This is a genomic window from Pseudonocardia sp. HH130629-09, from assembly GCF_001294645.1.
In the GTDB taxonomy this organism is placed as follows: Bacteria; Actinomycetota; Actinomycetes; order Mycobacteriales; family Pseudonocardiaceae; genus Pseudonocardia.
This window is the reverse complement of sequence record NZ_CP011868.1, coordinates 867,779-890,993: the sequence shown is the minus strand read 5'-3', so window position 1 is coordinate 890,993 and position 23,215 is coordinate 867,779. Positions and strand designations below refer to the sequence as shown.

21 protein-coding genes are annotated in these 23,215 nt (G+C 73.5%); 11 read left to right on the top strand and 10 right to left on the bottom strand.

From position 1 onward, the window contains the following. Positions 1-56 precede the first annotated feature (56 nt). Positions 57-1,034: a helix-turn-helix transcriptional regulator gene (locus XF36_RS04235; protein WP_060710964.1), complete on the bottom strand. Its 978-nt coding sequence runs from the start codon at positions 1,032-1,034 to the stop codon at positions 57-59. 101 nt (positions 1,035-1,135) lie between these two features. On the opposite strand from XF36_RS04235, the gene XF36_RS04230 reads away from it, so the two are divergent. Beyond that, the gene (locus XF36_RS04230; RefSeq protein ID WP_060710963.1) at positions 1,136-1,456 is read left to right on the top strand and encodes a putative quinol monooxygenase; all 321 of its coding nucleotides are present in this window, start codon (positions 1,136-1,138) and stop codon (positions 1,454-1,456) included. A 22-nt stretch (positions 1,457-1,478) separates the two neighbouring features. Here the strand turns inward: XF36_RS04230 and XF36_RS04225 are convergent, their stop codons facing one another. Continuing rightward, the gene (locus tag XF36_RS04225; RefSeq protein WP_020623434.1) at positions 1,479-2,483 is read right to left on the bottom strand and encodes a TerC family protein; all 1,005 of its coding nucleotides are present in this window, start codon (positions 2,481-2,483) and stop codon (positions 1,479-1,481) included. 109 nt (positions 2,484-2,592) lie between these two features. Continuing rightward, positions 2,593-3,492 (bottom strand): SCO6745 family protein, encoded by a 900-nt coding sequence (locus XF36_RS04220; RefSeq protein WP_060710962.1) that lies wholly within the window; start codon positions 3,490-3,492, stop codon positions 2,593-2,595. Between the two features lie 119 nt (positions 3,493-3,611). Here XF36_RS04220 and XF36_RS04215 point away from each other — a divergent pair, with 119 nt between their 5' ends. Continuing rightward, positions 3,612-5,066: a glycosyltransferase family 2 protein gene (locus XF36_RS04215; protein WP_060710961.1), complete on the top strand. Its 1,455-nt coding sequence runs from the start codon at positions 3,612-3,614 to the stop codon at positions 5,064-5,066. A 792-nt stretch (positions 5,067-5,858) separates the two neighbouring features. Then, positions 5,859-6,077, top strand: a complete 219-nt coding sequence (locus XF36_RS04210) for a hypothetical protein (protein ID WP_060710960.1) — start codon at positions 5,859-5,861, stop codon at positions 6,075-6,077. A gap of 137 nt (positions 6,078-6,214) precedes the next feature. Here the strand turns inward: XF36_RS04210 and glpK (XF36_RS04205) are convergent, their stop codons facing one another. Together glpK (XF36_RS04205) and XF36_RS04200 are read right to left on the bottom strand one after the other, a co-directional pair. Next, positions 6,215-7,732: a glycerol kinase GlpK gene (glpK, locus tag XF36_RS04205; protein WP_082375153.1), complete on the bottom strand. Its 1,518-nt coding sequence runs from the start codon at positions 7,730-7,732 to the stop codon at positions 6,215-6,217. Next, entirely contained in the window at positions 7,729-8,487 is a 759-nt protein-coding gene (locus XF36_RS04200) for an IclR family transcriptional regulator (protein ID WP_060710959.1), read from the bottom strand. Before XF36_RS04200 ends, glpK (XF36_RS04205) begins: the two co-directional genes overlap by 4 nt. Positions 8,488-8,789: 302 nt before the next feature. Here XF36_RS04200 and XF36_RS04195 point away from each other — a divergent pair, with 302 nt between their 5' ends. The 7 genes from XF36_RS04195 to XF36_RS04165 all read left to right on the top strand — a co-directional run bounded on the left by XF36_RS04195 (position 8,790) and on the right by XF36_RS04165 (position 17,210). Continuing rightward, positions 8,790-9,530: an MIP/aquaporin family protein gene (locus tag XF36_RS04195; protein ID WP_238589277.1), complete on the top strand. Its 741-nt coding sequence runs from the start codon at positions 8,790-8,792 to the stop codon at positions 9,528-9,530. 55 nt (positions 9,531-9,585) lie between these two features. After that, on the top strand, positions 9,586-11,103 hold the full coding sequence (glpK, locus tag XF36_RS04190) for a glycerol kinase GlpK (protein ID WP_060710958.1): 1,518 nt from the start codon (positions 9,586-9,588) through the stop codon (positions 11,101-11,103). 131 nt (positions 11,104-11,234) lie between these two features. Continuing rightward, complete coding sequence (locus XF36_RS04185; protein ID WP_060710957.1) at positions 11,235-12,947, top strand: glycerol-3-phosphate dehydrogenase/oxidase; 1,713 nt, start codon at positions 11,235-11,237, stop codon at positions 12,945-12,947. A 16-nt stretch (positions 12,948-12,963) separates the two neighbouring features. After that, positions 12,964-13,266 carry a hypothetical protein gene (locus XF36_RS04180; protein WP_060710956.1) on the top strand — a complete coding sequence of 101 codons (303 nt, stop codon included), beginning with the start codon at positions 12,964-12,966 and terminating at the stop codon, positions 13,264-13,266. 110 nt (positions 13,267-13,376) lie between these two features. Beyond that, a complete protein-coding gene (locus XF36_RS04175) occupies positions 13,377-13,970 on the top strand; it encodes a DinB family protein (protein ID WP_060710955.1) in 594 nt (197 codons plus the stop codon). 308 nt (positions 13,971-14,278) lie between these two features. Further along, entirely contained in the window at positions 14,279-15,955 is a 1,677-nt protein-coding gene (locus tag XF36_RS32155; protein ID WP_082375151.1) for a pyridoxal-phosphate dependent enzyme, read from the top strand. A gap of 100 nt (positions 15,956-16,055) precedes the next feature. Beyond that, positions 16,056-17,210 carry a flavin-containing monooxygenase gene (locus XF36_RS04165; RefSeq protein WP_060710954.1) on the top strand — a complete coding sequence of 385 codons (1,155 nt, stop codon included), beginning with the start codon at positions 16,056-16,058 and terminating at the stop codon, positions 17,208-17,210. Here the strand turns inward: XF36_RS04165 and XF36_RS04160 are convergent. Further along, entirely contained in the window at positions 17,187-17,636 is a 450-nt protein-coding gene (locus tag XF36_RS04160; protein WP_238589120.1) for a DUF2127 domain-containing protein, read from the bottom strand. The two genes, XF36_RS04165 and XF36_RS04160, sit on opposite strands and share 24 nt — an antisense overlap. A 213-nt stretch (positions 17,637-17,849) precedes the next feature. Here XF36_RS04160 and XF36_RS04155 point away from each other — a divergent pair, with 213 nt between their 5' ends. Next, on the top strand, positions 17,850-19,499 hold the full coding sequence (locus XF36_RS04155) for an MFS transporter (protein ID WP_060710952.1): 1,650 nt from the start codon (positions 17,850-17,852) through the stop codon (positions 19,497-19,499). A gap of 21 nt (positions 19,500-19,520) precedes the next feature. On the opposite strand, the gene gndA is transcribed toward XF36_RS04155, so the two are convergent. The 4 genes from gndA to XF36_RS04135 all read right to left on the bottom strand — a co-directional run bounded on the left by gndA (position 19,521) and on the right by XF36_RS04135 (position 23,201). Further along, complete coding sequence (gene gndA, locus XF36_RS04150) at positions 19,521-20,957, bottom strand: NADP-dependent phosphogluconate dehydrogenase (protein ID WP_082375150.1); 1,437 nt, start codon at positions 20,955-20,957, stop codon at positions 19,521-19,523. Positions 20,958-21,041: 84 nt separating this feature from the next. Next, entirely contained in the window at positions 21,042-21,950 is a 909-nt protein-coding gene (locus XF36_RS04145; protein ID WP_060710839.1) for an IS3 family transposase, read from the bottom strand. Continuing rightward, on the bottom strand, positions 21,947-22,237 hold the full coding sequence (locus tag XF36_RS04140; RefSeq protein ID WP_060710840.1) for a transposase: 291 nt from the start codon (positions 22,235-22,237) through the stop codon (positions 21,947-21,949). Before XF36_RS04140 ends, XF36_RS04145 begins: the two co-directional genes overlap by 4 nt. 88 nt (positions 22,238-22,325) lie before the next feature. After that, on the bottom strand, positions 22,326-23,201 hold the full coding sequence (locus XF36_RS04135) for an alpha/beta fold hydrolase (RefSeq protein WP_060710950.1): 876 nt from the start codon (positions 23,199-23,201) through the stop codon (positions 22,326-22,328). Positions 23,202-23,215: the final 14 nt, after the last annotated feature.

Sequence of the window (23,215 nt, the reverse complement as noted above, 5' to 3'; positions counted from 1 at the left end):
GGCCCGCCCCGCCGCTCCGGGGACACCCCGGCCCCCGCTTCGGCGCGGGCACCGGGTCAGCCCACGCCGCCCGTACGCGCGTGGTCCGCGGCCCGGCCGAGGCGGGCGGCGACCGCGTCGAGGTGCTCGACCAGCTCGACCGGCTCGACCACCTCGAAGTCGACGCCGAAGAAGCACAGCCACACCGCCAGCGACTCCAGGGTCCAGGCCCCGGCCGCGAGCTCGCAGCGGTCCCCGCCCAGGTCGGTCACGATCCCCGACGCCGGGGTGACGTGCTCGGCGATCCGCTCCGCCGGGGCGTGGAACACGATCCGTGCCCGGTGCGGGTAGGCGCCGGAGGAGATGCCCCGCTGGGCGAACGCGGCGATCCCGCCCTCCGGTTCCGGTCGCGGGACGAAGCGGGGCCCGGCGGGCAGCTTCGGGCGCATCCGGTCCACCCGGAAGGTGCGGCGGTCGTCGCGGCCGGTGTCCCAGGCGACGAGGTACCAGCGGCGCCCGGTGTGCACGAGCCCTTCCGGCTCGGCGACGCGGCGGGTCTCGGTCCCGTCACCCGCGACGTAGTCGAACCGCAGGACCTCGTGGTCACGGCAGGCGGCGGCCAGCGCGGACAGCACGTCCGCGTCGACGGTCGGGCCGCGCGCGGCGAGTGTGGAGGTCGCGGTGCCCAGCGCGGCGACGCGCCGGCGCAGCCGGTTCGGCAGGACCTGCTCCAGCTTGGCCAGGGCCCGGACCGAGGTCTCCTCGATGCCCGAGACCGACCCGCCCGCGGCGGTCCGCAGCCCCACCGCGACGGCGACGGCCTCGTCGTCGTCGAGCAGCAGGGGTGGCAGCGCGGCCCCGGCGCCGAGCCGGTAGCCACCGGTCACCCCGGGTGTGGAGTGGACCGGGTACCCGAGGGTGCGGAGCTTGTCGACGTCGCGGCGGACGGTGCGCACGTCGACCTCCAGGCGCTCGGCCAGGGCCGGCCCCGTCCAGTCGCGCGGCACCTGCAGCAGCCCGAGCAGGCGCAGCAGCCGCGCCGATGTCCCCATCACGACGACCAGTGTGCCGCCGATCGCGGTCGGGTCCTGTCCTGGATGGGCAGCGGCCCGCCCCGACCCCCGGGGGCCCGGACCGGCCGTCTACGGTCGCCGCCGTGGACACGAGCGAGCGGGTCGGCCGGTACGTGCGGATGGTGGCCCTGGAGGGGCGGGGGACCGAGCTGGCGGGCGCGCTGCTGCGGGTCGCCGACGACATGGCCGCCCAGCCCGGCTGTCTCGCCTACGTCGTGAACGCCACCCCCGACGAGCCCGACGTCGTCTGGGTCACCGAGATGTGGTCCGACGCCGCGTCGTCGGAGGCCGCGCTGAGCCGCGACATCGGCGAGAGCGGGCTCGGCGACGTGCTGGCGCTGCTCACCGCTCCGCCGGACTACATCGAGGTCACCCCGCTCGGCGGGCCCGGCCTGCCCGGCTGAGCGCCGGGCCGGCCGGACCGGCTCAGTCGCGCTGCTCGGGGCGCTCCTTGCGGGCCCGCAGCGACCCGGCGTGCGCGGTCGCCGTCGGGTCGCCCTTGGTCTTGATCAGGCTGGCGACGGTGACGATCGCGAGGATCCCCAGGATCACGACGAGGCTGACCATGGTCGGGATCTCGGGTACGGCCGGCGAGATGTCGACGTGCAGCCAGTGCAGGATCAGCTTCACGCCGATGAACGCGAGGATGACCGCGAGCCCGGCCGACAGATAGACCAGCCGGTCCAGCAGACCCTTGACCAGGAAGAACAACGCCCGCAGACCGAGCAGCGCGAAGGCGTTGGCGGTGAAGACGATGAACGCCTCCTGCGTCACCCCGAACACCGCGGGGATCGAGTCCAGCGCGAACAGCAGGTCGATGCCGCCGATCGAGACCAGCACGATGAACATCGGGGTCGCGACCCGGCGGCCGTTGTCCCGGGTGAACAGCTTCCCGCCGTGGTACTCCTCGGTGACCGGGAAGAGCTTGCGCGCGCCCTTCACGACCATGTTGTCCTCGATGTCGGGGTCCTCGTCCTTGTGCCGGTAGAGCTGCACCGCGGTCCACAGGAGCAGCAGACCGAAGACCAGGAACATGAACGAGAACAGGTTGAGCAGCGTCGCCCCGACCGCGATGAAGATCGCACGCATGATCAGGGCGAGCACGATGCCGAAGGTCAGCACCTTGTGCTGGTGCTCCTCCGGGACCGCGAACGTCGTCATGATCACGACGAAGACGAACAGGTTGTCGACCGACAGGCTCTTCTCGACGATGTAGCCGGTGAAGTACTGGGTGCCGAAGTCCCAGCCGTGCATCGTCGCGAACACCAGCCCGAACACGATCGCGATCGCGATGTAGAACACCGACCACGCGGTGGCCTCGGTGAATCCCACCCGGTGCGGCCGCAGCCAGCCCAGGACGAGGTCCAACGCGAGCAGCGCGACGATCACGCCGATCGTGACGGCCCATTCGAGGCCGCTGATCTCGAGCACCGGAGGTCCTCCTGCAGGTCACCGCACCGGCCACGGCGGCCGGTCGCGGAGCGCACCATATCGGGCAGTCAGGACACGCGCCCGCCCTGAGTCCGGGCGCGGACGACGATCAGCCCTTCGGACGCGCCGCGAAGACCCCCTCGGCGGGGAACGCGCCGTTCGCCAGAGCAGTCCGGACGAACGCCCCGCCGAGCTCCCCGAGCCGCGCGGCCCCGTCGGCGCCGAGTGCCGTCCACGGCGCGGCGCCGAGGTGGTGGGTGTCGTTCTCGATCCGCTTGCGCAGCGCCGTGCCCTCCTCGGTCAGGACCGGTTCGACGGCGCCGTCCCCGGCCGTGTCGGCCGGCTGCAGCAGGCCGCGGTCGGCGAGTCCGGCGACCGCGGCGTTCCACTCGGCGGCCGACCAGCCGCGGCTGCCGCGGGCGAAGGCCACGGTGAACCCGGTGCCCGTCGCGGTCGCGGTGACCAGGGCCTCCAGCCCGGACAGCCCGGTTTCGACCAGCAACGCGATGTGCCCGTCGCCGCGGTGCTCGCGCAGGATCGACAACGCGTGCCAGAGGACCAGGTGCGGCGCGGTCGGCCAGGGCACGTCGAGGTGCCCGGCGGCGAGCGGACGCCCGTCGGGGGTGACGGCCTCGGCCGCGGTCCGGGCCAGCCCGGCGGCCTCGGCCATCTCGGGCGAGGCGACGGCGTCGTCGCCCAGGGTGCGGCGCAGCGAGGCGTCGGCGACGGCGAACCGCACGTCGAGCAGATCCGAGGGGGACGCCAGCTCCCAGGCCCGCGGGACCGACTTCGCGACCAGCCGCGGGGAGAAGCTGTAGAACGTCGCGGTGACCACCGACGGACCGACCGCGCCCATGGGCGCCGCCCGCGGGGCGAAGTAGCTCATCCGGCCCGGTCCCAGCCCCGCGGCGGTGTAGGCCGGTTCGGCCTCGGCGGCGAAGTAGACCTGGGAGTGCAATGGTTCCAGCCCTCGGGCGAGGCGCCCGGCGGCGACGGCGGTGTCGTTCATGACCGCGACGCTAGTCGGGGGGATCGGAGGATGCCGAGCATCGCCTGATCACCCACACGGACACACTCTGCGTGACGTGATCATCACGCAAAGTGCCTCCCGGCTAGCGTGGCCGCGCCATGCCCCCGCCCCTCGACGACCGGCCCGCCGACCCGCCGCTCCCCGCGCCCGGCCCCGCCGGACCGGCCGCTCCGCCGGTCCCGTCCGACGGCGGCCGGCGCCCGGCGCACCGGCCGGCGCCCGTGGCCCGCCGACGGCTGCGCGACCTGCTCCGCACCCCGGTCCAGATCCTCGCGACGACCGCGGCCGGGGTCGGTCTCCCGCTGCTGGTACTGGACGCGGCCCGGCGGCTCGGGACCGACCTGACCAGGCCGGCGTACCTGGCCGTCGTCGCGGCACTGGTCATGACGGCGACGACGGTGTGGCTGGAGGGCCTGCGCGCACTGCGCCCGTACCGTCCCCCGGCAGCGCCCGCCGCGCCGTGGCCGCCCGCGGTGCTGGTCGTCCCTGCGTACCTGCCGAACGAGGCCGGGACCATCCTCGACACCGTCTCCCACGCCCTGGCCCAGGACTATCCCGGTCCGCTGACCGTCGTCGTCGCCTACAACACCCCCGGGCCGCAGCCGGTGGAGGCGCAGCTGCGGACCCTCGCCGCGGCCGACCCGCGGCTGGTCGTCGTCGAGGTGGCGGACTCGACCACGAAGGCACAGAACGTCAACGCGGCGCTGCGGGCCGCCGACGGCGAGGTCACCGGCATCCTCGACGCCGACCACCACCCGGCACCCGACGCGCTGCGCCGGGCCTGGCGGGCGCTGTCGCACGGCGCCGACGTCGTGCAGGGGCACTGCAGCGTCCGCAACGGCACGGCGTCCTGGGTCGCCCGGACGGTCTCGGTGGAGTTCACCTGCATCTACGGCGTGAGCCACCCCGGGCGGGCCGGGCTGTTCGGGTTCGGCCTGTTCTGCGGCTCCAACGGATACTGGCGGACCGAGGCGTTGCGCGCGACCCGGATGCAGGCACAGATGCTGACCGAGGACATCGACGCATCGGTCCGCGCGCTGCTGGCCGGGCGGCGCTGCGTCGTCGACCCGGGCCTGCTCTCGCGCGAGCTCGCCCCGCTGACCGTGCGCGCCTGGTGGCACCAGCGGCTGCGCTGGGCACAGGGCTGGTTCCAGGTCTCGCGCCGGCACCTGCGCACCGCGCTGCGCACCCGTGGGCTGCCCGGACGCGCCCGGCTCGGGCTGCTGTTCCTGCTGGGCTGGCGGGAGCTGTGCCCGTGGGTGACCCTGGCGATGGTGCCGGTGCTGGCGTTCGGCCTGCACCACCACGGCCCCGGCAACGTCGTGCCGCTGCTGCTCGCGACGACAGTCTACACCCTCGCCGTCGGCCCGGGCCAGACATTGCTCGCCTGGCGGGCGGCGCCGCCGGAGCTGCGCCGGCCCGGCTGGTTCCTGGGGTACCTGCTGCTCTCGCCGCTCTACGTCGAGCTGCGCAACGTCGTCGCCCGGGTCGCGCAGCTGCGCGAGCTCACGGGCGACCGGACCTGGGTCATCACCCCGCGGCAGGGGCGCTGAGCGCACGTCACGCCGTCCGGGCCGACGCCGAGGCGTTCACCCGCTGATCGGCGCCACGATCGCGAACTGCTCACGCGGAATCCGCCGCGGCGGACCGACCGGGCTGCTACCGCTTCGCCCGTGCAACGCGACACGAACCACTCCACGGCAGGCGACGGACCCGGCCGGGACCTGAGGGACACCCCTGCTCCCCGAATTCGCTCACCGGGTAAGCGAACTCGGGGAACAAGGTCCCCGGAGCCGTCGCACGGCGGGGCGCCACTGGATCCGGGCGCCACACGCGGCCACGGCGGCCACGGCGGTCACGGGCCGGGGCCGGGACCAGGGTCGGGTCCGGTTCCGGGGTCGGGTCCGGGTCCGGGACTGAACGGCCAGGCGCGGAGCCCCCGCCGACCCCGCCTCCGGGTGAGGAGGCCCGCCGAAGTCGCTTACCCGGTAAGCGAGTTGGGCCGGAGGCCCCTTCGGGGAGCCCCGGCCCCACCACCGGGCCGGAGGAGGCCCGGCGGACGCGAGCCGAGACCGCGGAGGCGCTCGGACCGCTCCTCACCCGGGCGGAGCTGCTCGGCTTCTACCGGATCCGCTCCGTCGCCGAGCGCTTCGGGCTGACGGTGCACGAGTACACGGTGCTCGCCGAGCTGCTGCTCGCCCGCCGTGCAATGACCGGCGCCGAGGTCGCGGAGACCGTCGGGCTCGCCACGGGGGGGCACGACCCGCCTGCTCGCACGGCTGGAGGAGCGCGACCTGATCGAGCGCGAGCCGGATCCCGACGACGGTCGCCGGCTGCTCGTCCTGGTGACCACCCGGGCCCACGAGATCCTCTGGGACGACGTCACCGACACCGGTGCCCGGCGGATGGTGACCGGCGTCCCAGCGGAGTGGGTCGACTGGTTCCGGCCGGTGGCCGGGCGGATCCTCGACGTCGCCGTGCGCCGGACCCAGGAGATGCGCGACCGCGAGCACCGGGACCGGGTCCGACGACGGCGGCACCAGCAGCGGGCTGCGGAACACTGAGGCGCGCGGCACGGGGGACACGGCACCGGGAGGCAGGACACCCGGTCTCACGACACCGGGGCTCACGACACCGGGGCTCACGACACCCGGGGCACTACACCCGGGGGGACGACACCGGGGCTCCAGACCGTGGCGGCTCAGTCCGACCGCGCCCACCCCGTGCTCCGCTGCACCGCGCGGCGCCAGTTGTCGTGCTCGCGGCGGCGCAGGCCGGGGTCCATCGTCGGCTCCCAGGCGGCCGCCCGGTGCCAGTTGCGGCGCAGCACCTCCGGGTCCGGCCAGTAGCCGACGGCCAGGCCGGCGGCGTAGGCCGCGCCGAGCGACACCGCCTCCGAGCCCAGGGGACGTTCCACCGTGAGGTCCAGGACGTCGGCGACGCACTGCATGAGCAGGTGGTTCGCGGTCATGCCGCCGTCGACCTTCAGGCGGGTGACGGGCAGGCCGGAGTCGGCGTTCATCGCGTCGAGCACCTCGCGGGTCTGCCACGCGGTCGCCTCCAGCACCGCGCGGGCGAGGTGTCCGCGGTGGATGTAGGAGGTCAGGCCGACGATCACGCCACGGGCGTCGGGGTACCAGTGCGGGGCGTAGAGCCCGGAGAAGGCGGGGACGACGTAGCAGCCGCCGTTGTCCGGGACGGTCAGTGCGAGCGTCTCGATCCGGGCCGCCGTGGAGATCATGCCCAGCGCGTCGCGGAACCACTGCACCAGCGAGCCGGTCATCGCGATGGAGCCCTCGAGCGCGTAGACCGGGTGGTCACCGAACAGGTACCCGACGGTCGGGATCAGCCCCGCCTCGGAGCCCGGGATCCGCGAGCCGGTGTTCTTCAGCAGGAACGCGCCCGTCCCGTAGATGCACTTCGCCTCGCCGGGTGCGAAGCAGGTCTGGCCGACCAGCGCTGCCTGCTGGTCGCCGAGCGCACCGGCCACCGGCACCCCGTCCAGCAGGCCCGCGCACCGGCCGTAGACGCGGGCGTTCGGCACGATGGTCGGCAGCATGCCCCGCGGCACCCGCAACGCCGAGCACAGCGCGTCGGACCACTCCAGCGTGCGCAGGTCCATCAGCATCGTGCGGCTGGCGTTGGTGACGTCGGTGACGTGCACGCCGCCGTCGGGGCCGCCGGTGAGGTTCCAGATCAGCCAGGACTCCATCGTCCCGAACAGGACCTCACCGCGTTCCGCGCCCTCGCGCGCGCCCGGCACGTGGTCGAGCAGCCACTGCAGCCGCGGTCCGGCGAAGTAGGTCGCCGGACCGAGCCCGCTGATCCGGGCCCAGCGGGCGGCGTCGGTGTCGGCGGCGAGCCCGGCGACGATGTCGGTGGTCCGGGTGTCCTGCCAGGTGATCGCCCGCGCCAGCGGGACCCCGGTGCGCCGGTTCCAGATCACCGTCGTCTCGCGCTGGTTGGCGATGCCGAGCGCGACGACGTTCTCCGGGCCCAGCCCGGCCCGGCGCAGCGCCGCGGGCACCACCCGGGTCACCGCCCGCCAGATCTCCGACGCGTCGTGCTCGGCGCGGCCCGGGCTCGGGAAGTGCTGCCGGTGCTCGCGCTGGGCGACCGCGACCATCCGGCCCGAGCGGGTGAACAGCAGGCAGCGCGTCGACGTCGTCCCCTGGTCGATCGCGGCCACCACCCGCTCCCCCGACGACAGGCCGCTCACGTCAGCCCCTCCAGCCCGTCGGCGATCTCGGCGGCCGCGGCGACGAGCTCGACGACGACCTCCGGCCGGGCGCGGCCGTCGGCGGCGAACAGCTCCTCCACCGGGGCGCCGACCCCCAGCGCCGCGACGGTCAGCCCGCCCCCGCTGCGCACCGGCACCGCGAGCCCGCCGACGCCCGGCTCCCAGCCGCCGGCGTCGGCCGCCCAGCCGCGCCGCCGCGTCGCGGTCATCTCGCGGGCCAGCGCCGCCGGATCGGTCACGGTCGCCCGGGTCCAGGCCGCCAGCGGCTCGACCGCCCGCACCGACGCCGGCGCGAACGCGAGCAGGCACCGTCCCCACGCCGTCGCGTGCAACGGCTGGGTGGTGTTGGTCCGCAACCGCTGCGGCGTGTCGTCGGGCCGGAACACGTGGTGCACCACATCGACCCCGGCGCCGTCGGCGGAGGGCACGCCCAGGTAGACCGCGCAGCCGGTGCCCGCCGCCAGCGCGTCGGCCCAGTTCATCGCCCGCGCGCGCAGGTCGTGCCGGTCCCACGGGGTGCCCAGCCGCCCCAGCCCCTCGCCCAGCAGGTAGCGGCCCGATGACTCCTGCGCCACCAGGCCCTCCTCCCGCAGGGTGCGGAGCAGCCCGTGCGCCGTCGGGCGCGGCAGGTCCAGTGCCGCCGCCAGCTCGGCCAGCGCCAGCGGACGCCCCGCGCCGCCGAGCAGCCGCAGCAGCGCCGCCGCCCGCTCCACCGACTGGATCGCCCGTGCCACGCAGCGATCGTAGGCCGTCCGTGCGCCCGGCGGACTCGATCATGGGCCGATCGACCCGCAACGTTCGGCATCGTCGAACGGATCGCGTTGCCCGCGGACGCGCACGCTCCTAGCGTCGCGCAGCACATGGCGGGGCCGCCCGGTCCCGTGAGGGGGACTCACCAGGAGGGGGTTCGATGACGAGCTCCGAGAACAGCGCGGGCGATCCCGCACCCGCGGCAACGACCACACGGGCGAACCCGGCGACCGCCGAGAAGGCGCCGTCGCTGCTCGGCGAGCTGAGTGCCGAGTTCGCCGGGACGATGATCCTGATCCTGTTCGGCGTCGGCGTCGTCGCGCAGGTCGTGACCACGCCCGACGGCAGCAACGGCGGGCACGACTCGATCGCCTGGGCCTGGGGCTTCGGCGTCATGCTCGGCGTCTACGTCGCCGGCCGGATCTCCGGTGCACACCTCAACCCGGCCGTCACGCTGGCCTTCGCCGTGTACGAGGGCTTCCCGTGGCGCAAGGTCGCCCCGTTCGTCGTGGCCCAGACCCTCGGCGCGTTCGTCGCAGCGCTGATCGTCCGGTTCGTCTACGCGGACTTCATCCGCTCGGTCGACCCGAACCTGACCGAGACCCAGGGCATCTTCTCGACCTCGCCGGGCACCCCGACGACGATCACGACGGCATTCTTCGACCAGGTCGTCGGCACCGCGATCCTGGCGTTCGTGATCTTCGCGCTGGTCCACCCGCGCAACAAGGGCCCGCTGGCCAACATGGCCCCGTTCATGATCGGCATCCTGGTGGTGGGCATCGGCATGGCCTGGGGTGCGAACGCCGGCTACGCCATCAACCCGGCCCGCGACTTCGGGCCGCGGCTGGCCTCCTGGATCACCGGCTACGACACCGCCTGGGTGACGAGCGACGGCACGCCCTACTGGTGGCTGCCGATCGTCGCGCCGGTGGTCGGTGCTCTCGTCGGCGGCGGCCTGTTCAAGCTGCTGATCGACCGCTACATCCCCGTCGAGGACGCTCCGCAGGAGGTCGGCGACATGCGCTGAGCGCACCCGCCGCTCCCATCCCCGATCCACCCGCTCGAGACACACAGGAGAACTCATGGCCGAGTTCGTCGGCGCCGTCGACCAGGGCACCACCTCCAGCCGTTTCATGATCTTCGATCACGGCGGCAACGAGGTGGGACGCCACCAGCTGGAGCACGAGCAGATCCTGCCGCAGGCCGGCTGGGTCGAGCACGACCCGATCGAGATCATCGAGCGCACCAACACCTGTCTCCAGCAGGCGCTCACCAAGACCGGCCTGACCGCGTCCGACCTGGTCGCGCTGGGCGTCACCAACCAGCGTGAGACCACCGTCGTGTGGAACCGGCGCACCGGGCGCCCGTACTACAACGCGATCGTCTGGCAGGACACCCGCACCGACCGGATCGCGACCGCGCTCGACCGCGACGGCCGGGGCGACGTCATCCGTCGCAAGGCAGGCCTCCCGCCCGCCACCTACTTCTCCGGCGGCAAGATCCAGTGGATCCTGGAGAACGTCGACGGCGTCCGCGAGGCCGCGGAGAACGGCGACGCGGTCTTCGGCAACACCGACACCTGGGGCATCTGGAACCTCACCGGTGGCGCGAACGGCGGACTGCACGTCACCGACGTGACCAACGCCAGCCGGACCATGCTGATGGACCTCGAGACCCTCGACTGGGACGACGAGCTGCTCGGCTTCTTCGGCATCCCGCGGCAGATGCTGCCGGAGATCAAGCCGTCGTCGTCGGCGACCGCGTTCGGCAAGACCCTGGCGAACGGCCCGCTCGGCGGCGAGGTCCCCATCACCGGTGACCTCGGCGACCAGCAGGCGGCGACCGTCGGCCAGGTCTGCTTCGCCCCCGGCGAGGCCAAGAACACCTACGGCACCGGCAACTTCATGCTGCTCAACACCGGCACCGAGCTGGTCCGCTCGGAGTCCGGCCTGCTCACCACGATGTGCTACCAGTTCGAGGGCGAACGTCCGGTCTACGCGCTGGAGGGCTCCATCGCGGTCACCGGCTCGGCCGTGCAGTGGCTGCGCGACCAGCTCGGCATCATCTCCGGGGCCTCGCAGTCGGAGTCGCTGGCCCGCCAGGTCTCCGACAACGGGGGCGTGTACTTCGTGCCCGCGTTCTCCGGCCTGTTCGCGCCGTACTGGCGTTCCGACGCCCGCGGCGCGATCGTCGGCCTGTCCCGGTTCAACACCAACGCGCACCTGGCCCGGGCCACGCTGGAGGCGATCTGCTACCAGTCCCGCGACGTCAGCGACGCCATGACGAAGGACTCCGGGGTGACCCTGGAGACGCTCAAGGTCGACGGCGGCGTCACCCAGAACGAGCTGTGCATGCAGATCCAGGCCGACGTGCTGGGCGTGCCGGTCTCGCGGCCGGTCGTCGCCGAGACCACCGCGCTCGGTGCGGCGTATGCGGCCGGGCTGGCCGTCGGGTTCTGGAAGAACACCGACGAGCTGCGGGAGAACTGGAACGAGGCCCGGCGCTGGGAGCCCGCCTGGTCGCAGGAGCAGCGCGACGAGGGCCACGGCCGCTGGAAGAAGGCCGTCGAGCGGACCCTGGACTGGGTCGACGTCGAGTAGGACCCCCCGCCCGGTGTCGCCCTCACCACACGTGGGGGCGACACCGGGCACACCCGCGATCGGACGGGTGTTCACCGGGTACTCCCCCGGCGGGACAACCGCGAGCAGGAACCACTCAGGAAGGTCTGATCATGAAATCGGTGGCGCTCTCCCCGGAGACCCGTACCACGGCGCTGCAGGCGATGGGCGACCGCGAACTGGACGTGCTCGTCGTCGGCGGTGGCGTCGTCGGCACGGGCGCAGCCCTCGACGCGGCCACCCGCGGTCTGACGACCGGACTGGTCGAGGCCCGCGACTTCGCGTCCGGCACGTCGAGCCGTTCCTCCAAGCTCATCCACGGCGGCCTGCGCTACCTGGAGATGCTCGACTTCCGCCTGGTGGCCGAGGCCCTGCAGGAACGGGGCCTGCTGATCCAGACCCTCGCGCCGCACCTCGTCCGCCCGGTGCCGTTCGTCTACCCGCTCAAGCACCACGTGTGGGAGCGCTTCTACGCCGGTGCCGGCGTCGCGCTCTACGACTCGCTCGGGCTGCTGTCGGGCCGGGCCCGCGGCCTGCCGCACCACCGGCACCTGACCCGTCGCGGCGCCCGCAAGGTCGTGCCGTCGCTGCGCAAGGACGCCCTGGTCGGGGCCCTGGAGTACTACGACGCCCAGGTCGACGACGCCCGCCACACCATGGAGATCGCCCGCACCGCGGCCGCCTACGGCGCGCACGTGGCGACCCGGGCCCGCGTCGTCGGGCTGCTGAAGGACTCCGGCCGCGTGATCGGCGCGACCGTGCAGGACCTGGAGTCCGGCGACCGGTTCGACGTCCGAGCCAAGGAGGTCATCAACGCCACCGGGGTGTGGACCGACGACACCCAGGGCCTCGCCGGCGAGCGCGGCCAGTTCAAGGTGCGCGCGTCCAAGGGCATCCACCTGGTCGTCCCGCGGGACCGGATCCGTGGTGACGCCGGGCTGATCCTGCGCACCGAGAAGTCGGTGCTGTTCGTCATCCCGTGGGGCCGGCACTGGATCATCGGCACCACCGACACCGACTGGGACCTGGACAAGGCGCACCCGGCGGCGAGCGCAGCCGACATCGAGTACCTGCTCGCGCACGTCAACGAGGTGCTGGAGCAGCCGCTGACCCACGAGGACGTCGAGGGCGTCTACGCCGGTCTGCGCCCGCTGCTGCACGGCGAGTCCGAGGCGACCTCGAAGCTGTCCCGCGAGCACGCCGTCGCCACCCCGGTGCCCGGGCTGGTCGTCGTGGCCGGGGGCAAGTACACGACCTATCGTGTGATGGCCAAGGACGCCGTCGACGCGGCCGTGCACTCGCTCGACGCGAAGGTGCCCGCCTCCTGCACCGAGAAGATCCCGCTGCTCGGCGCCGAGGGCTTCACCGCGCTGCGCAACTCCACCCACCAGCTGGCCGCGCGCAGCGGTCTGCACCCGGTGCGGATCGAGCACCTGCTCGGCCGGTACGGCTCGCTGATCGACGAGGTCCTCGACCTCCTCATCGCCGACCCGACACTCGCCGAGCCGCTCACCGGCGCGGAGGACTACCTGCGCGCCGAGGTCGTCTACGGCGCCTCGCACGAGGGCGCGCGGCACCTGGAGGACATCCTGGCCCGCCGCACCCGGATCTCGATCGAGACGTTCGACCGGGGCGTGGGTGCCGCCGAGGAGACCGCGAAGCTGGTCGCCCCGGTCCTGGGCTGGAACGACGAGCAGATCGCCCGCGAGGTCGACCACTACGTCAAGCGGGTCGAGGCCGAGCGGGAGAGCCAGAAGATGCCCGACGACGCCACCGCCGACGCCGCCCGCCTCGGCGCGCCGGACGTGGTCCCGGTCGTCGGCTGAGCACCGCCGTCCTCGCGTGAGCGGACCCGAGCGGACCCCGGACGGGCGCTACCTCGTCGTCCGGGGCCGCCGGTGGCGCGCGACCGACCCGGCGATCCCGGACGACGTCCGGTCCGCGCTGCAGCAGCACCTCGGGAAGGCCCGCGCCGAGATCGGAGCGGGGCGGCGGAAGGGCGACGACGAGCGCGTCGCCGCCGCCAGGACGCGGGTGTCCGCCGCCAAGCGCGGACTCGGCGAGCGCAGCACCCCCTGGTGGGACCTCGACGACGACGCCCGCCGCGAACGCTGGGAGACCGCGCTGCGCGACCTGGCGGACTGATCGCCACGGACGGCCCCTCATCGAGGACCGGACCTGTCCGCGATCGGTCCTATCGTCGTTCCCGTCGGACCGGGACGACCCCGGTCCGCGGACCCGAGAGGCGGCCCCGGATGAACGCCACCGACGAGAAGAAGGCCCTGACCGGCGAACGTGCCGAGCTGATCACCACCCTGGAGCGCCACCGCGGCTTCCTCCTGCAGACCGCCGACGGCCTGACCGAGCAGCAGGCGCGCACCCGCAGCACGGTCAGCGCGCTGACGACCGCCTCGCTGCTCAAGCACGTCGCGGACACCGAGGAGCAGTGGTTCCGCTTCGCCGTCGAGGGCGCCGGCGCGTTCGGCGAGGTCGAGGTCTACAACGACTCCGTCGACTGGGACGCCGTCGACGCCGAGGCCGACGCCAACGGCGGCGACTGGTCCGCATCCGGCGAACAGTGGGTGGACACCCGGTTCGTCCTGGCCGACCACGAGACCCTGGAGCACCTGCGGGCCCGGGTCGAGCAGGTCGCCGCACGCACCGAGGAGGTCCTGCGCACCGCGGACCTGGACAGCGCACACGCCCTGCCCGTCGCCCCCTGGTTCGAGCCGAACACCTCCTGGTCGGTGCGCCGGGTCGCGATCCACGTGCTCGCCGAGATCAGCCAGCACGCGGGCCACGCCGACATCATCCGCGAGGCGATCGACGGCGCCCGGACGATGGGCTGAGCCCCGGGCACGACGGCCCGTGGGCACCGGCGCACGGGACGACCCGGGCGAACGTCGCCGAACGGATCCCGGGCGGGTTCGACGCATGCGTACCGACCCGCCCACCGTCCCTTTCGCCGGCAGCCGGGTCGGCGCAGGATGGCGCCGTGACCCGCTCCCCCGCGATCCCACGGTGACGGCCGCGGCGCTGCTGCCGCCCCTGACGGCGCTCCGGCTGTTCACGACGTGGCGGTTCGCGCCCCTGCTGCTCGGGACGACCGCCGCGGCGGCGGTGGGCTACGCGGGGTCGCCGCCCGGTCCCGCCCGGGGTGATCCCGGGCCGTGCCGTCGCGTTCGGCGCCGGGCCGGTCGTCACCGTGCTGGCCGGGTCGTCGTTCGTCGGGGTGTACGACGACACGCTGTTCTGGGTGCGCGCCGTGCAGAACCTGCTGCTGCTCATGGTGGTGCCGATGCTGCTCGCGCTCGGCGCGCCGCTGACGCTGCTGGCGGCGAGCGTGCCCCGGGAGCGGCGGCCGGCCTGGCGCCGGGTGCTGTGCTCCCGGGCCGCACGGCTGCTGACCGGCCCGTTCGCGGCGACCGTGCTGCTCGTCGCGCCCCTGATGGTCCTGTATCTCACCCCGCTCTACGTCGCGACCCTGCGCGACGGCGTCGTGCCCGGTGCCGTCGGAGCGGTCTCGTGGTGTGCGGCGTTCTACCTGGGGCTGCACCGCGGCGGGGGCCGGACCTGCACACCGACCAGGTGCTCGGCGCCGGGTTGCTGTGGATCGGCGGCGACGTGGTCGGGCTGCCGTTCCTCGGGGTCGTGCTGTGGCTGTTCTCCCGGGAGGACGCACGCCGGGCCCGCGCGACCGACGCCGAGCTCGGCGCCGCACGGACCCGCGCCGCCGAGGCCACCGGGTCCGACCCGCCGCGGAGCCCGCCCCGTCCCGGCTGTGGTGGCAGGACGACCCGCAGCTCGCCGACCGCTTCCGCCCCCGCACCTGACCGGGCCGAGGGGCCGGGGTTACGTTGCGGCGGTGGCGGACCAGGTGAGCATCGCAGACATCGAGACGGCGGCGGAGCGGATCGCCGGGGGCGTGGTGCGCACCCCGACCGTCCCCTCCCCCGGGCTGTCCACGGCCCTCGGCGCCCCGGTGCTGCTCAAGCTGGAGCACCTGCAGCGGGCCGGGTCGTTCAAGCCGCGCGGGGTGCTGGCCAAGCTCGCGTCGCTGACCGGCGACGAACGCGCCGCCGGGATCGTCGCCGTCTCCGGCGGGAACCACGGGCTCGCCGTCGCCGAGGTCGCGGGTGCGGCCGGGGTCGACGCCGTCGTCGTGATGCCGGAGAACGCGCCGGCCCGCTCGGTGACCGCGGCCCGCGCGGCCGGGGCCGACGTGCGGCTCACCCCGGACATCGCGGCCGCATTCGCGCTGGCCGGGGAGCTGCAGCGGGCCGGGCGGACGCTGGTGCACCCGTTCGACGACCCGGTGATCGTCGCCGCGCAGGGCACCGTGGGGCTGGAGCTGGCCCACGACGCGGTCGCCCTGGGGCAGCCGCCGACCGACGTGCTCGTCTCCGTCGGCGGTGGGGCGCTGGTCTCCGGGATCGCGGTCGCGGTCCGCGCGTTGCTGCACCGCGCCCGGGTCTGGGGGGTGGAGACCGTCGGCGCGGAGTCGATGTCGACGGCGCTGGCCGCCGGCGGCCCGACCCCGGTGACGATCACGTCCGCGATCACCACACTCTCGGCGCCGTCGGTGTCGCAGCTGACCTACGACCACGCCCGCGCGCTGGTGCACGAGGTCCTCGTCGTCGACGACGCCGAGGCCGTCCGCGGCACCCTCGCCCTCGCCGAACACGCCGGGATCTGGGCCGAGCCGGCCGCGGGCTGTCTGGTCCCGGCCGCCCGCCGGATCGTCGAGCGGCACCCGGACGCCCGGCTCGCCCTGGTGGTCTGCGGCGCCAACGCCGACGTCGCCGACGTGGTCCGCGCCGCCGCGCAGCCGTGATCGCCGGTGGTGGAGCGCAGCGTCCGCGAGGCGGGCGTGACACTCCACCACCGGCGATCACCGCGGGATGACCGCGTGCGCCCGGGGCGTTGACGCGGGCATGGAGCGGACCGGGGTCGTGGTGATCGGCGCGGGCCAGGCGGGCCTGTCGACGGCGGCCGGGCTGCGGCGCGGCGGGCTGGAGCCGGGCCCCGGGTTCGTCGTGCTCGACGGCGAGGACGGCCCCGGCGGCGCGTGGCGGCACCGCTGGCCGACGCTGCGGATGCGCACGGTGAACGGCATCCACGACGTCGCCGGGATCCGCTCCGGCTTCGACGACCCCGGCGCCGACCCCGACCTGCCCGCGCGGGACGCCGTGCCGGCCTACTTCGCGCGCATCGAACGCGAGCTCGACCTGCGGGTCGTGCGCCCGGTGCACGTCCACCGGGTGTCCGACACCGGCGGGCCGCCGGCCATCAGCACCGGCGGGCCGCCGGCCGTCGACACCGGCGGGCCGCCTGCCGTCGACACCGCCGGGCCGCTGGCCGTCGAGACCGACCGCGGCACCTGGGTCACCGACCACCTGGTCAACGCCACCGGCACCTGGACCCGCCCGTTCGTCCCCGCCTACCCGGGCCTGGCGACGTTCCGCGGCACGAGCCTGCACGCCCGCACCTACCCGGGCCCGGAGACGATGACCGGGAAGCGGGTCGTCGTGGTCGGCGGCGGGATCACCGCGGTGCAGCTGCTCCTGGAGATCGCCCCGTACACGGCCGCGACGACCTGGGTCACCCGCCGGGAGCCCGAGTGGATCGACACGCCGTTCGGGCCCGAGCAGGGTCGCGCCGCGGTCGCCCGGGTCGAAGAGCGGGTCCGGGCCGGGCTGCCCCCGCGCAGTGTCGTCGGGGTGACCGGGCTGGCGCGCACGCCGGAGGTGCGGGCCGGGATCGCGAGCGGTGTGCTGGTCCGCAGGCCGATGTTCGCCCGGGTCGTGCCGGACGGCGTGGAGTGGTCCGACGGCGCTCGCGTGCCCGCGGACGTGCTGGTGTGGGCGACCGGCTGGCGTCCCGCGCTGGGTCACCTCGCGCCGCTGCGGCTGCGCGGGCCGGGCGGCGGGATCGTCATGGTCGAGCCGCTCGACACCGGCGTCGTCGCCGACCCCCGGGTGCACCTGGTCGGCTACGGCCCCTCGGCGAGCACGATCGGCGCGGACCGGGCCGGTCGCGCGGCGGCCCGCGACGTCCTGGCGCGGCTACCCGTCGCGACCGGCGCCTGACCCGTCGGCCTCCCGGCCGAGCAGCCGGTACTCCCGGACGACCATCACGATGATCGCGATGTCGAGCGCGGCGAGGAACGGCAGCACGATGGAGTGCGTGTGCCAGGCGTGGACCAGCTCGTAGACGACGAACACCGCCAGGATCGCCATCGCGGGCGGGTAGGCGGGGCGCCAGCGGGTCAGCAGCGCCGCGACCAGGCCGAGCTTGAGCACCCCGTGCAACCCGAGGTAGACGACGACGAAGGTGCGGTCCCCACCGGCGAAGCGGTCGACGCCCTCGGTCAGGTGCCGGGCCAGGGTGCCGTCGGGCGGGCCGATCAGGTCACGGGCGAGGATCTGCGCGACGACCCGGTGCAGCCAGTCCCCCGACACCAGCACCAGCGCGACGGCGCCCAGCAGCTCCGCGGCCCCGTCGATGCCCTTCACGACCAGGGCGACGCGGAACAGCTGCTCGGTACGGCGGGCCGCGGGCGTCGTGGCCGTCGGACCGTCGGACCGTCGGACCGGACGTTAGCCATGCGGGGACTGTAGACCCCGCCCGACCTGGGAGTTCCTTTACCCGAGAGAGGATCGGGACGGACCGGACGAGCCGGGCGAGACCGTAGCGCGAACCCGCACCGGAGAGTACTTTAATTAGCGATGCTCAACAACACGGGACCGGTCGACCGGTACAAGTGGGTCGCACTGTCGAACACCACGATGGGCGTGCTGATCGTGACGATCAACATGTCGATCCTGCTGATCGCACTGCCGGACATCTTCCGCGGCATCGGGATCGATCCGCTGGCGCCGGACGACATCGACTACCTGCTGTGGCTGATCATGGGGTACCTGGTCGTCACGGCGGTGCTGGTGGTCAGCTTCGGCCGGCTCGGCGACATGTACGGCCGTACCCGCATGTACAACCTGGGCTTCGCCGTCTTCACGGTGTTCTCCGTGCTGCAGGGCGTCGGCGGTGCGCTGCTGCTCGCCAACTCGACCGCGATCCTCACCGACGCCTTCCCGGTCCACCAGCGCGGGCTCGCGCTCGGGATCAACTCGGTCGCGGCCATCGCCGGCTCGTTCCTCGGGCTCGTCGTCGGCAGGGTGCTCGCCCCGGTGAACTGGCACCTGGTGTTCCTGGTGTCGGTACCGGTCGGGGTGTTCGGGACGGTATGGGCCTACGCCCGGCTCCGCGACACCGGCGCCCGTCGCGCGGCGCGGATCGACTGGTGGGGCAACCTGACGTTCGCGGTCGGGCTCGTCGCCGTCCTGATGGGCATCACCTACGGCATCCAGCCCTACGGCGGCGACGTCATGGGCTGGACCAGCCCGCTCGTCCTCGGCCTGATCGGCGGCGGGATCGCGGTGCTGGCGCTGTTCACCTGGATCGAGCGTCGCGTGGCCGAGCCGATGTTCCACGTCTCGCTGTTCTCGATCCGCGCGTTCACCGCGGGCAACCTCGCGAGCCTGCTGGCCGCGCTCGGCCGCGGTGGGCTGCAGTTCATCCTGATCATCTGGCTCCAGGGCATCTGGCTACCCGAGCACGGCTTCCCGTTCGAGACGACGCCGCTGTGGGCGGGCATCTACATGGTCCCGCTGACGATCGGGTTCCTCGTCGCCGGGCCGGTGTCGGGTGTCCTGTCCGACCGCTACGGCGCCCGCGCCTTCGCCACCGTCGGGATGGTGGGCGCGGCCGCGACGTTCCTCGCGCTGCTGGCGCTGCCGGTGGACTTCGACTACCGGGCCTTCGCGGTGCTGCTGGCGCTCAACGGCCTGGCGATGGGCCTGTTCAGCTCCCCGAACCGGGCGGCGATCATGAACTCGCTGCCGGCTCACCAGCGCGGCGCCGGGGCCGGGATGACCTCGACGTTCCAGAACGCCGCGACGGTGCTGTCGATCGGGGTGTTCTTCTCCCTGCTGATCGCGGGCCTGTCGACGACGCTGCCCACGTCCCTGCACGACGGGCTCATGGCCCAGGGCGTGCCGGAGCTCGCGGCGGACCGGGTCTCGGCGCTGCCGCCGGTCGGGATCCTGTTCGCGGCGTTGCTGGGCTACAACCCGATCGCGACGCTGCTCGGTCCGCAGGTCCTCGGGGCGCTGACGCCCACGCAGTCGGCGTACCTGACCGGACGGCAGTTCTTCCCGCAGCTGATCTCCGGCCCGTTCGCCGACGGGCTGACCCTCGCCCTCGGGTTCGCCGCCGTCGCCTGCCTGGTCGCCGCGGTGGCGAGCGCGCTGCGCGGCGGGAAGTACCACCACGTCGACGACGAGGCCGACGTGGCGGTCCCGGTCCCCGCCCGGAGCTGAGCCCGGGCGGGGACCGCGGGGTCAGCTCGTGGCGACCTCGCTGCCGTCCTGGCTCCAGCGGGTGTGGAACGTGCCGTCGGCGTCGGTGCGCGCGTAGGTGTGGGCACCGAAGTAGTCGCGCAGCCCCTGGATGAGGTTGGCCGGACCGCGCTCGCGCCGGTAGCCGTCGTAGTAGGACAGGCTGGAGGAGAACGCGGGGATCGCCACGCCCTGCTCGGTCGCGGTCACCACGACCCGCCGCCAGGCGTCCTGCGCGTTCGCCACGGCCTCGGTGAAGTACGGGACCATCAGCAGGTTGTCCAGGTCCGGGTGCGACTCGTAGGCCTCGGTGATCCGGTTCAGGAACTGGGCCCGGATGATGCAGCCGCCGCGCCAGATCCGGGCCATCGCACCGAGGTCGAGGTCCCAGTCGTTGGCCCGGGAGGCGGCACGCATCTGCGCGAAGCCCTGGGCGTAGGCGACGATCTTGGACGCGTAGAGCGCCTGGCGGATGTCCTCGACGAGCTCCTCGCGGTTCGCGCCCGAGCCCGGGGTCGGGCCGCCGAGCGTGGTCGACGCCTCCTTGCGCTCGTCGCGCAGATTGGACAGCGTCCGCGCGAACACCGCCTCGGTGATGCCGGTCAGCGGCACTCCGAGGTCGAGGGCGTCGATGGCCGTCCAGCGACCGGTGCCCTTCTGCTCGGCCTGGTCGACGATGACGTCGACGAGCGGCTTCCCGGTCTTCTCGTCGGTCTTGGCGAGCACGATGCCGGTGATCTCGATCAGGAACGACTCGAGGTCGCCGGTGTTCCACTCCTCGAAGATCTTCCCGATCTCCGGCGCGGACAGCCCGGCGACGTGCGTGAGCAGGTCGTAGGCCTCGGCGATGAGCTGGATGTCGGCGTACTCGATGCCGTTGTGCACCATCTTGACGTAGTGCCCGGCGCCGCCGGGGCCGACATGGGTGCAGCACGGGGTGCCGTCGACGTTCGCGGCGATCGCGGTGAGGATCTCCTCGACCTCGGCGTAGGCCTCCTGCGGGCCGCCGGGCATGATGCTCGGCCCGTTGAGGGCGCCCTCCTCGCCGCCGGACACACCGATGCCCATGAAGCGCAGCCCGCGCTCGGCGCAGTACGCGGCGCGGCGGTCGGTGTCGGGGAAGTGCGAGTTGCCGGCGTCGATGATGATGTCGCCCTGGTCGAGCAGCGGGGCGAGCTCGTCGATGACGGCGTCGACCGGCTTGCCGGCCTTCACCATGACGACGATCTTGCGAGGGGTCTCCAGGGCGTCGACGAACTCCTTCAGCGACTCGGCACCGGTGAAGGCGCCCTCGTCGCCGTAGTCCTTCATGAACTCGGTCGTCTTCGAGGTGGTGCGGTTGTGCACCGCCACCGGGAAGCCACGGCGGGCCATGTTGCGGGCGAGGTTGGCTCCCATCACCGCCAGCCCGGTGACCCCGATCCGGCTCTTCTCCGCCATCAGTGCTTCCTCCGTGTCGTTGCGACGCCGCTGTACCCGACCCATCCTGGCCCGCTGCGGTTCCCCCGAGATCGTGGAGGGTTCTTATGCCGCGTCTCGGGTGAGGGCGGCGTTCTCGTAGTTGATCGGTGAGAGCCCGGCGGCGGCACTGTGTCGCCGCCGGTGGTTGTAGAAGCCGTAACACCAGTCGATGACCGCCGCCCGCGCCCTACTGATGGTGTCGAAGTCGTTGCGGGACAGCACTTCCCACTCCAGGCTGGAGAAGAACGCCTCCGCCGCGGCATTGTCGAAACACGACCCGACCCGGCCCATCGACTGACGGATGTCGAGCCGCCGACACAGAGCGGTGAACGCGCCCGCGGTGTAGGTCGACCCGCGGTCGGTGTGGAAGATCACCCCGGCGATTCGGTCCGCCCCGCCGCGGGCCGCCACCGCCATCCGGATCGCCGCACACGCCAGCTCGGCGTTCGGGTGCAGCCCCGTGGCCGCGCCGAGCAGCCGCCGCGAGTACAGGTCGATCACCGTGGCCAGATACAACTTCCCGGCCGCGGTGGGGATCTCGGTCATGTCCCCGACCCATCTGCGGTTCGGCTCGGCCGCAGTGAAACCCCGACGAAGCAGGTCCGGGAACTTCGGCGCCGTGCGGTCCTGGCGGGTCAGCCCGTTGTGCCGCTTGATCCGGCGGGCGACCAGGCCCTGGCGGCGCATCGAGTCCGCCACGGTCTTCTCCGACACCCGCCATCCGGCCTCACACAGGTCGGCGTGCAGACGGGGTGAGCCGTGTAGCCGCTGGGCGTCGTCGAACGCCACGGCCACGGCGGCGTCCAACGCGCAGCGGCGCTTCTCGGTCGCGGTGGCACCACCGTCGGAACGCGCGGCGCGGTCGAGCCACTTGTACAGCCAGGAGATCGACACCCCCAACAGGGCGCAGGCCAGCGTGTGCGGCACCCGGTGGAAGGTCCTCTGGTCGGCGATGAAACGGGCCACGCTCACTTCGTCGCCTCCTTGACCCACAGGACCACGGATCGCTTGAGGACATCACGCTCCATCCGCAGCTCGGCGTTCTCCGCGCGCAGCCGCTTGAGCTCCTCGACGCCGCCGCGAGACAGGCCCTCGGTGTCCTCGCGGGCCTCTCGTGCACGGGCCACCCAGTTGCCCAGCGTGCCCTCGTTGACCCCCAGGTCACGGGCGACCTGGGCGATCGGCTTGCCCGTCTCCTCCACGACCCGGACCGCTCCGTCACGGAACTCCCGGTCGTAGCGCTTCCGTACCTCTGGCATCGCTACCCCTTATAGCTGATGCCTCCCCGATCATGGGGGAACCGCACGCGGCCACCGGCCGCGCAGCGAGGGACGGCTGTCCCCTCGGTCACCCTTCCCGGCCGCCGGCGAGGAAGTCCAGGAGCAGCGCGCTCGCGGCCTCCGGCGCCTCCTCCGGGATCCAGTGCCCGCAGCCCTCGACGCGCTCGAAGCGGAAGTCGTCGACGTAGGCCGATGACCCCCGCATCTGCCCCTCGGTGAGCGCGAGGTCGCCGTCGCTCCACACCCCCATCGTCGGCACCGTGATCCGCGGGGGCTCCGGCATGGTGGTGGGCACGAACCTCGCCGGGTCGACGTTGGCGCGGTACCAGTTCAGCGACGCGGTGAGCGCACCCGGCCGGGACAGGTCGGCGACGTGCCGCGCGGCCATCGGGTGCCCGTCGGGCAGTGTCGCGTGCAGCCAGCCGCGCAGGAACTGCCAGTCCTCGGCCGGCATCACCTGCTCAGCGACGCCGGGGAACTGGAACCAGAGCATGTACCAGGACATCGCCTTCTGCCGGAACCCCGCGGTGGCGAACGCGGCGGGATGCCCGACGGAGAACGCGGTGTAGCGGGTCACCCGCGGCGAGGCGAGGGTGACGGCCCAGCCGAGCGAGGCGCCCCAGTCGTGCCCGGCGAGGGCGAAGCGGTCGATCCCGAGCGCGTCGGCGACGCCGAGGACGTCGGCGACCAGTGCCCGCATCGGGTAGTGCTCGACCTCGGCGGGCCGGTCGGAGTCGCCGAAGCCGCGCAGGTCCGGGGCGACGACGCGGTACCCGGCCCCGGCGAGCGCCGCGGCCTGGTGGGACCACAGGGCGGCCCGGTCCGGCCAGCCGTGCAGCAGCAGGACGGGGCTGCCGACGCCGCCGGTGTCGTGCACGGACAGTGTGATCTCGGGCAGCGTCGTGCCGGGGACGGTGATCCGCCGGGGCTCGGGCGGCGTCATGGGCCCGACCGTAA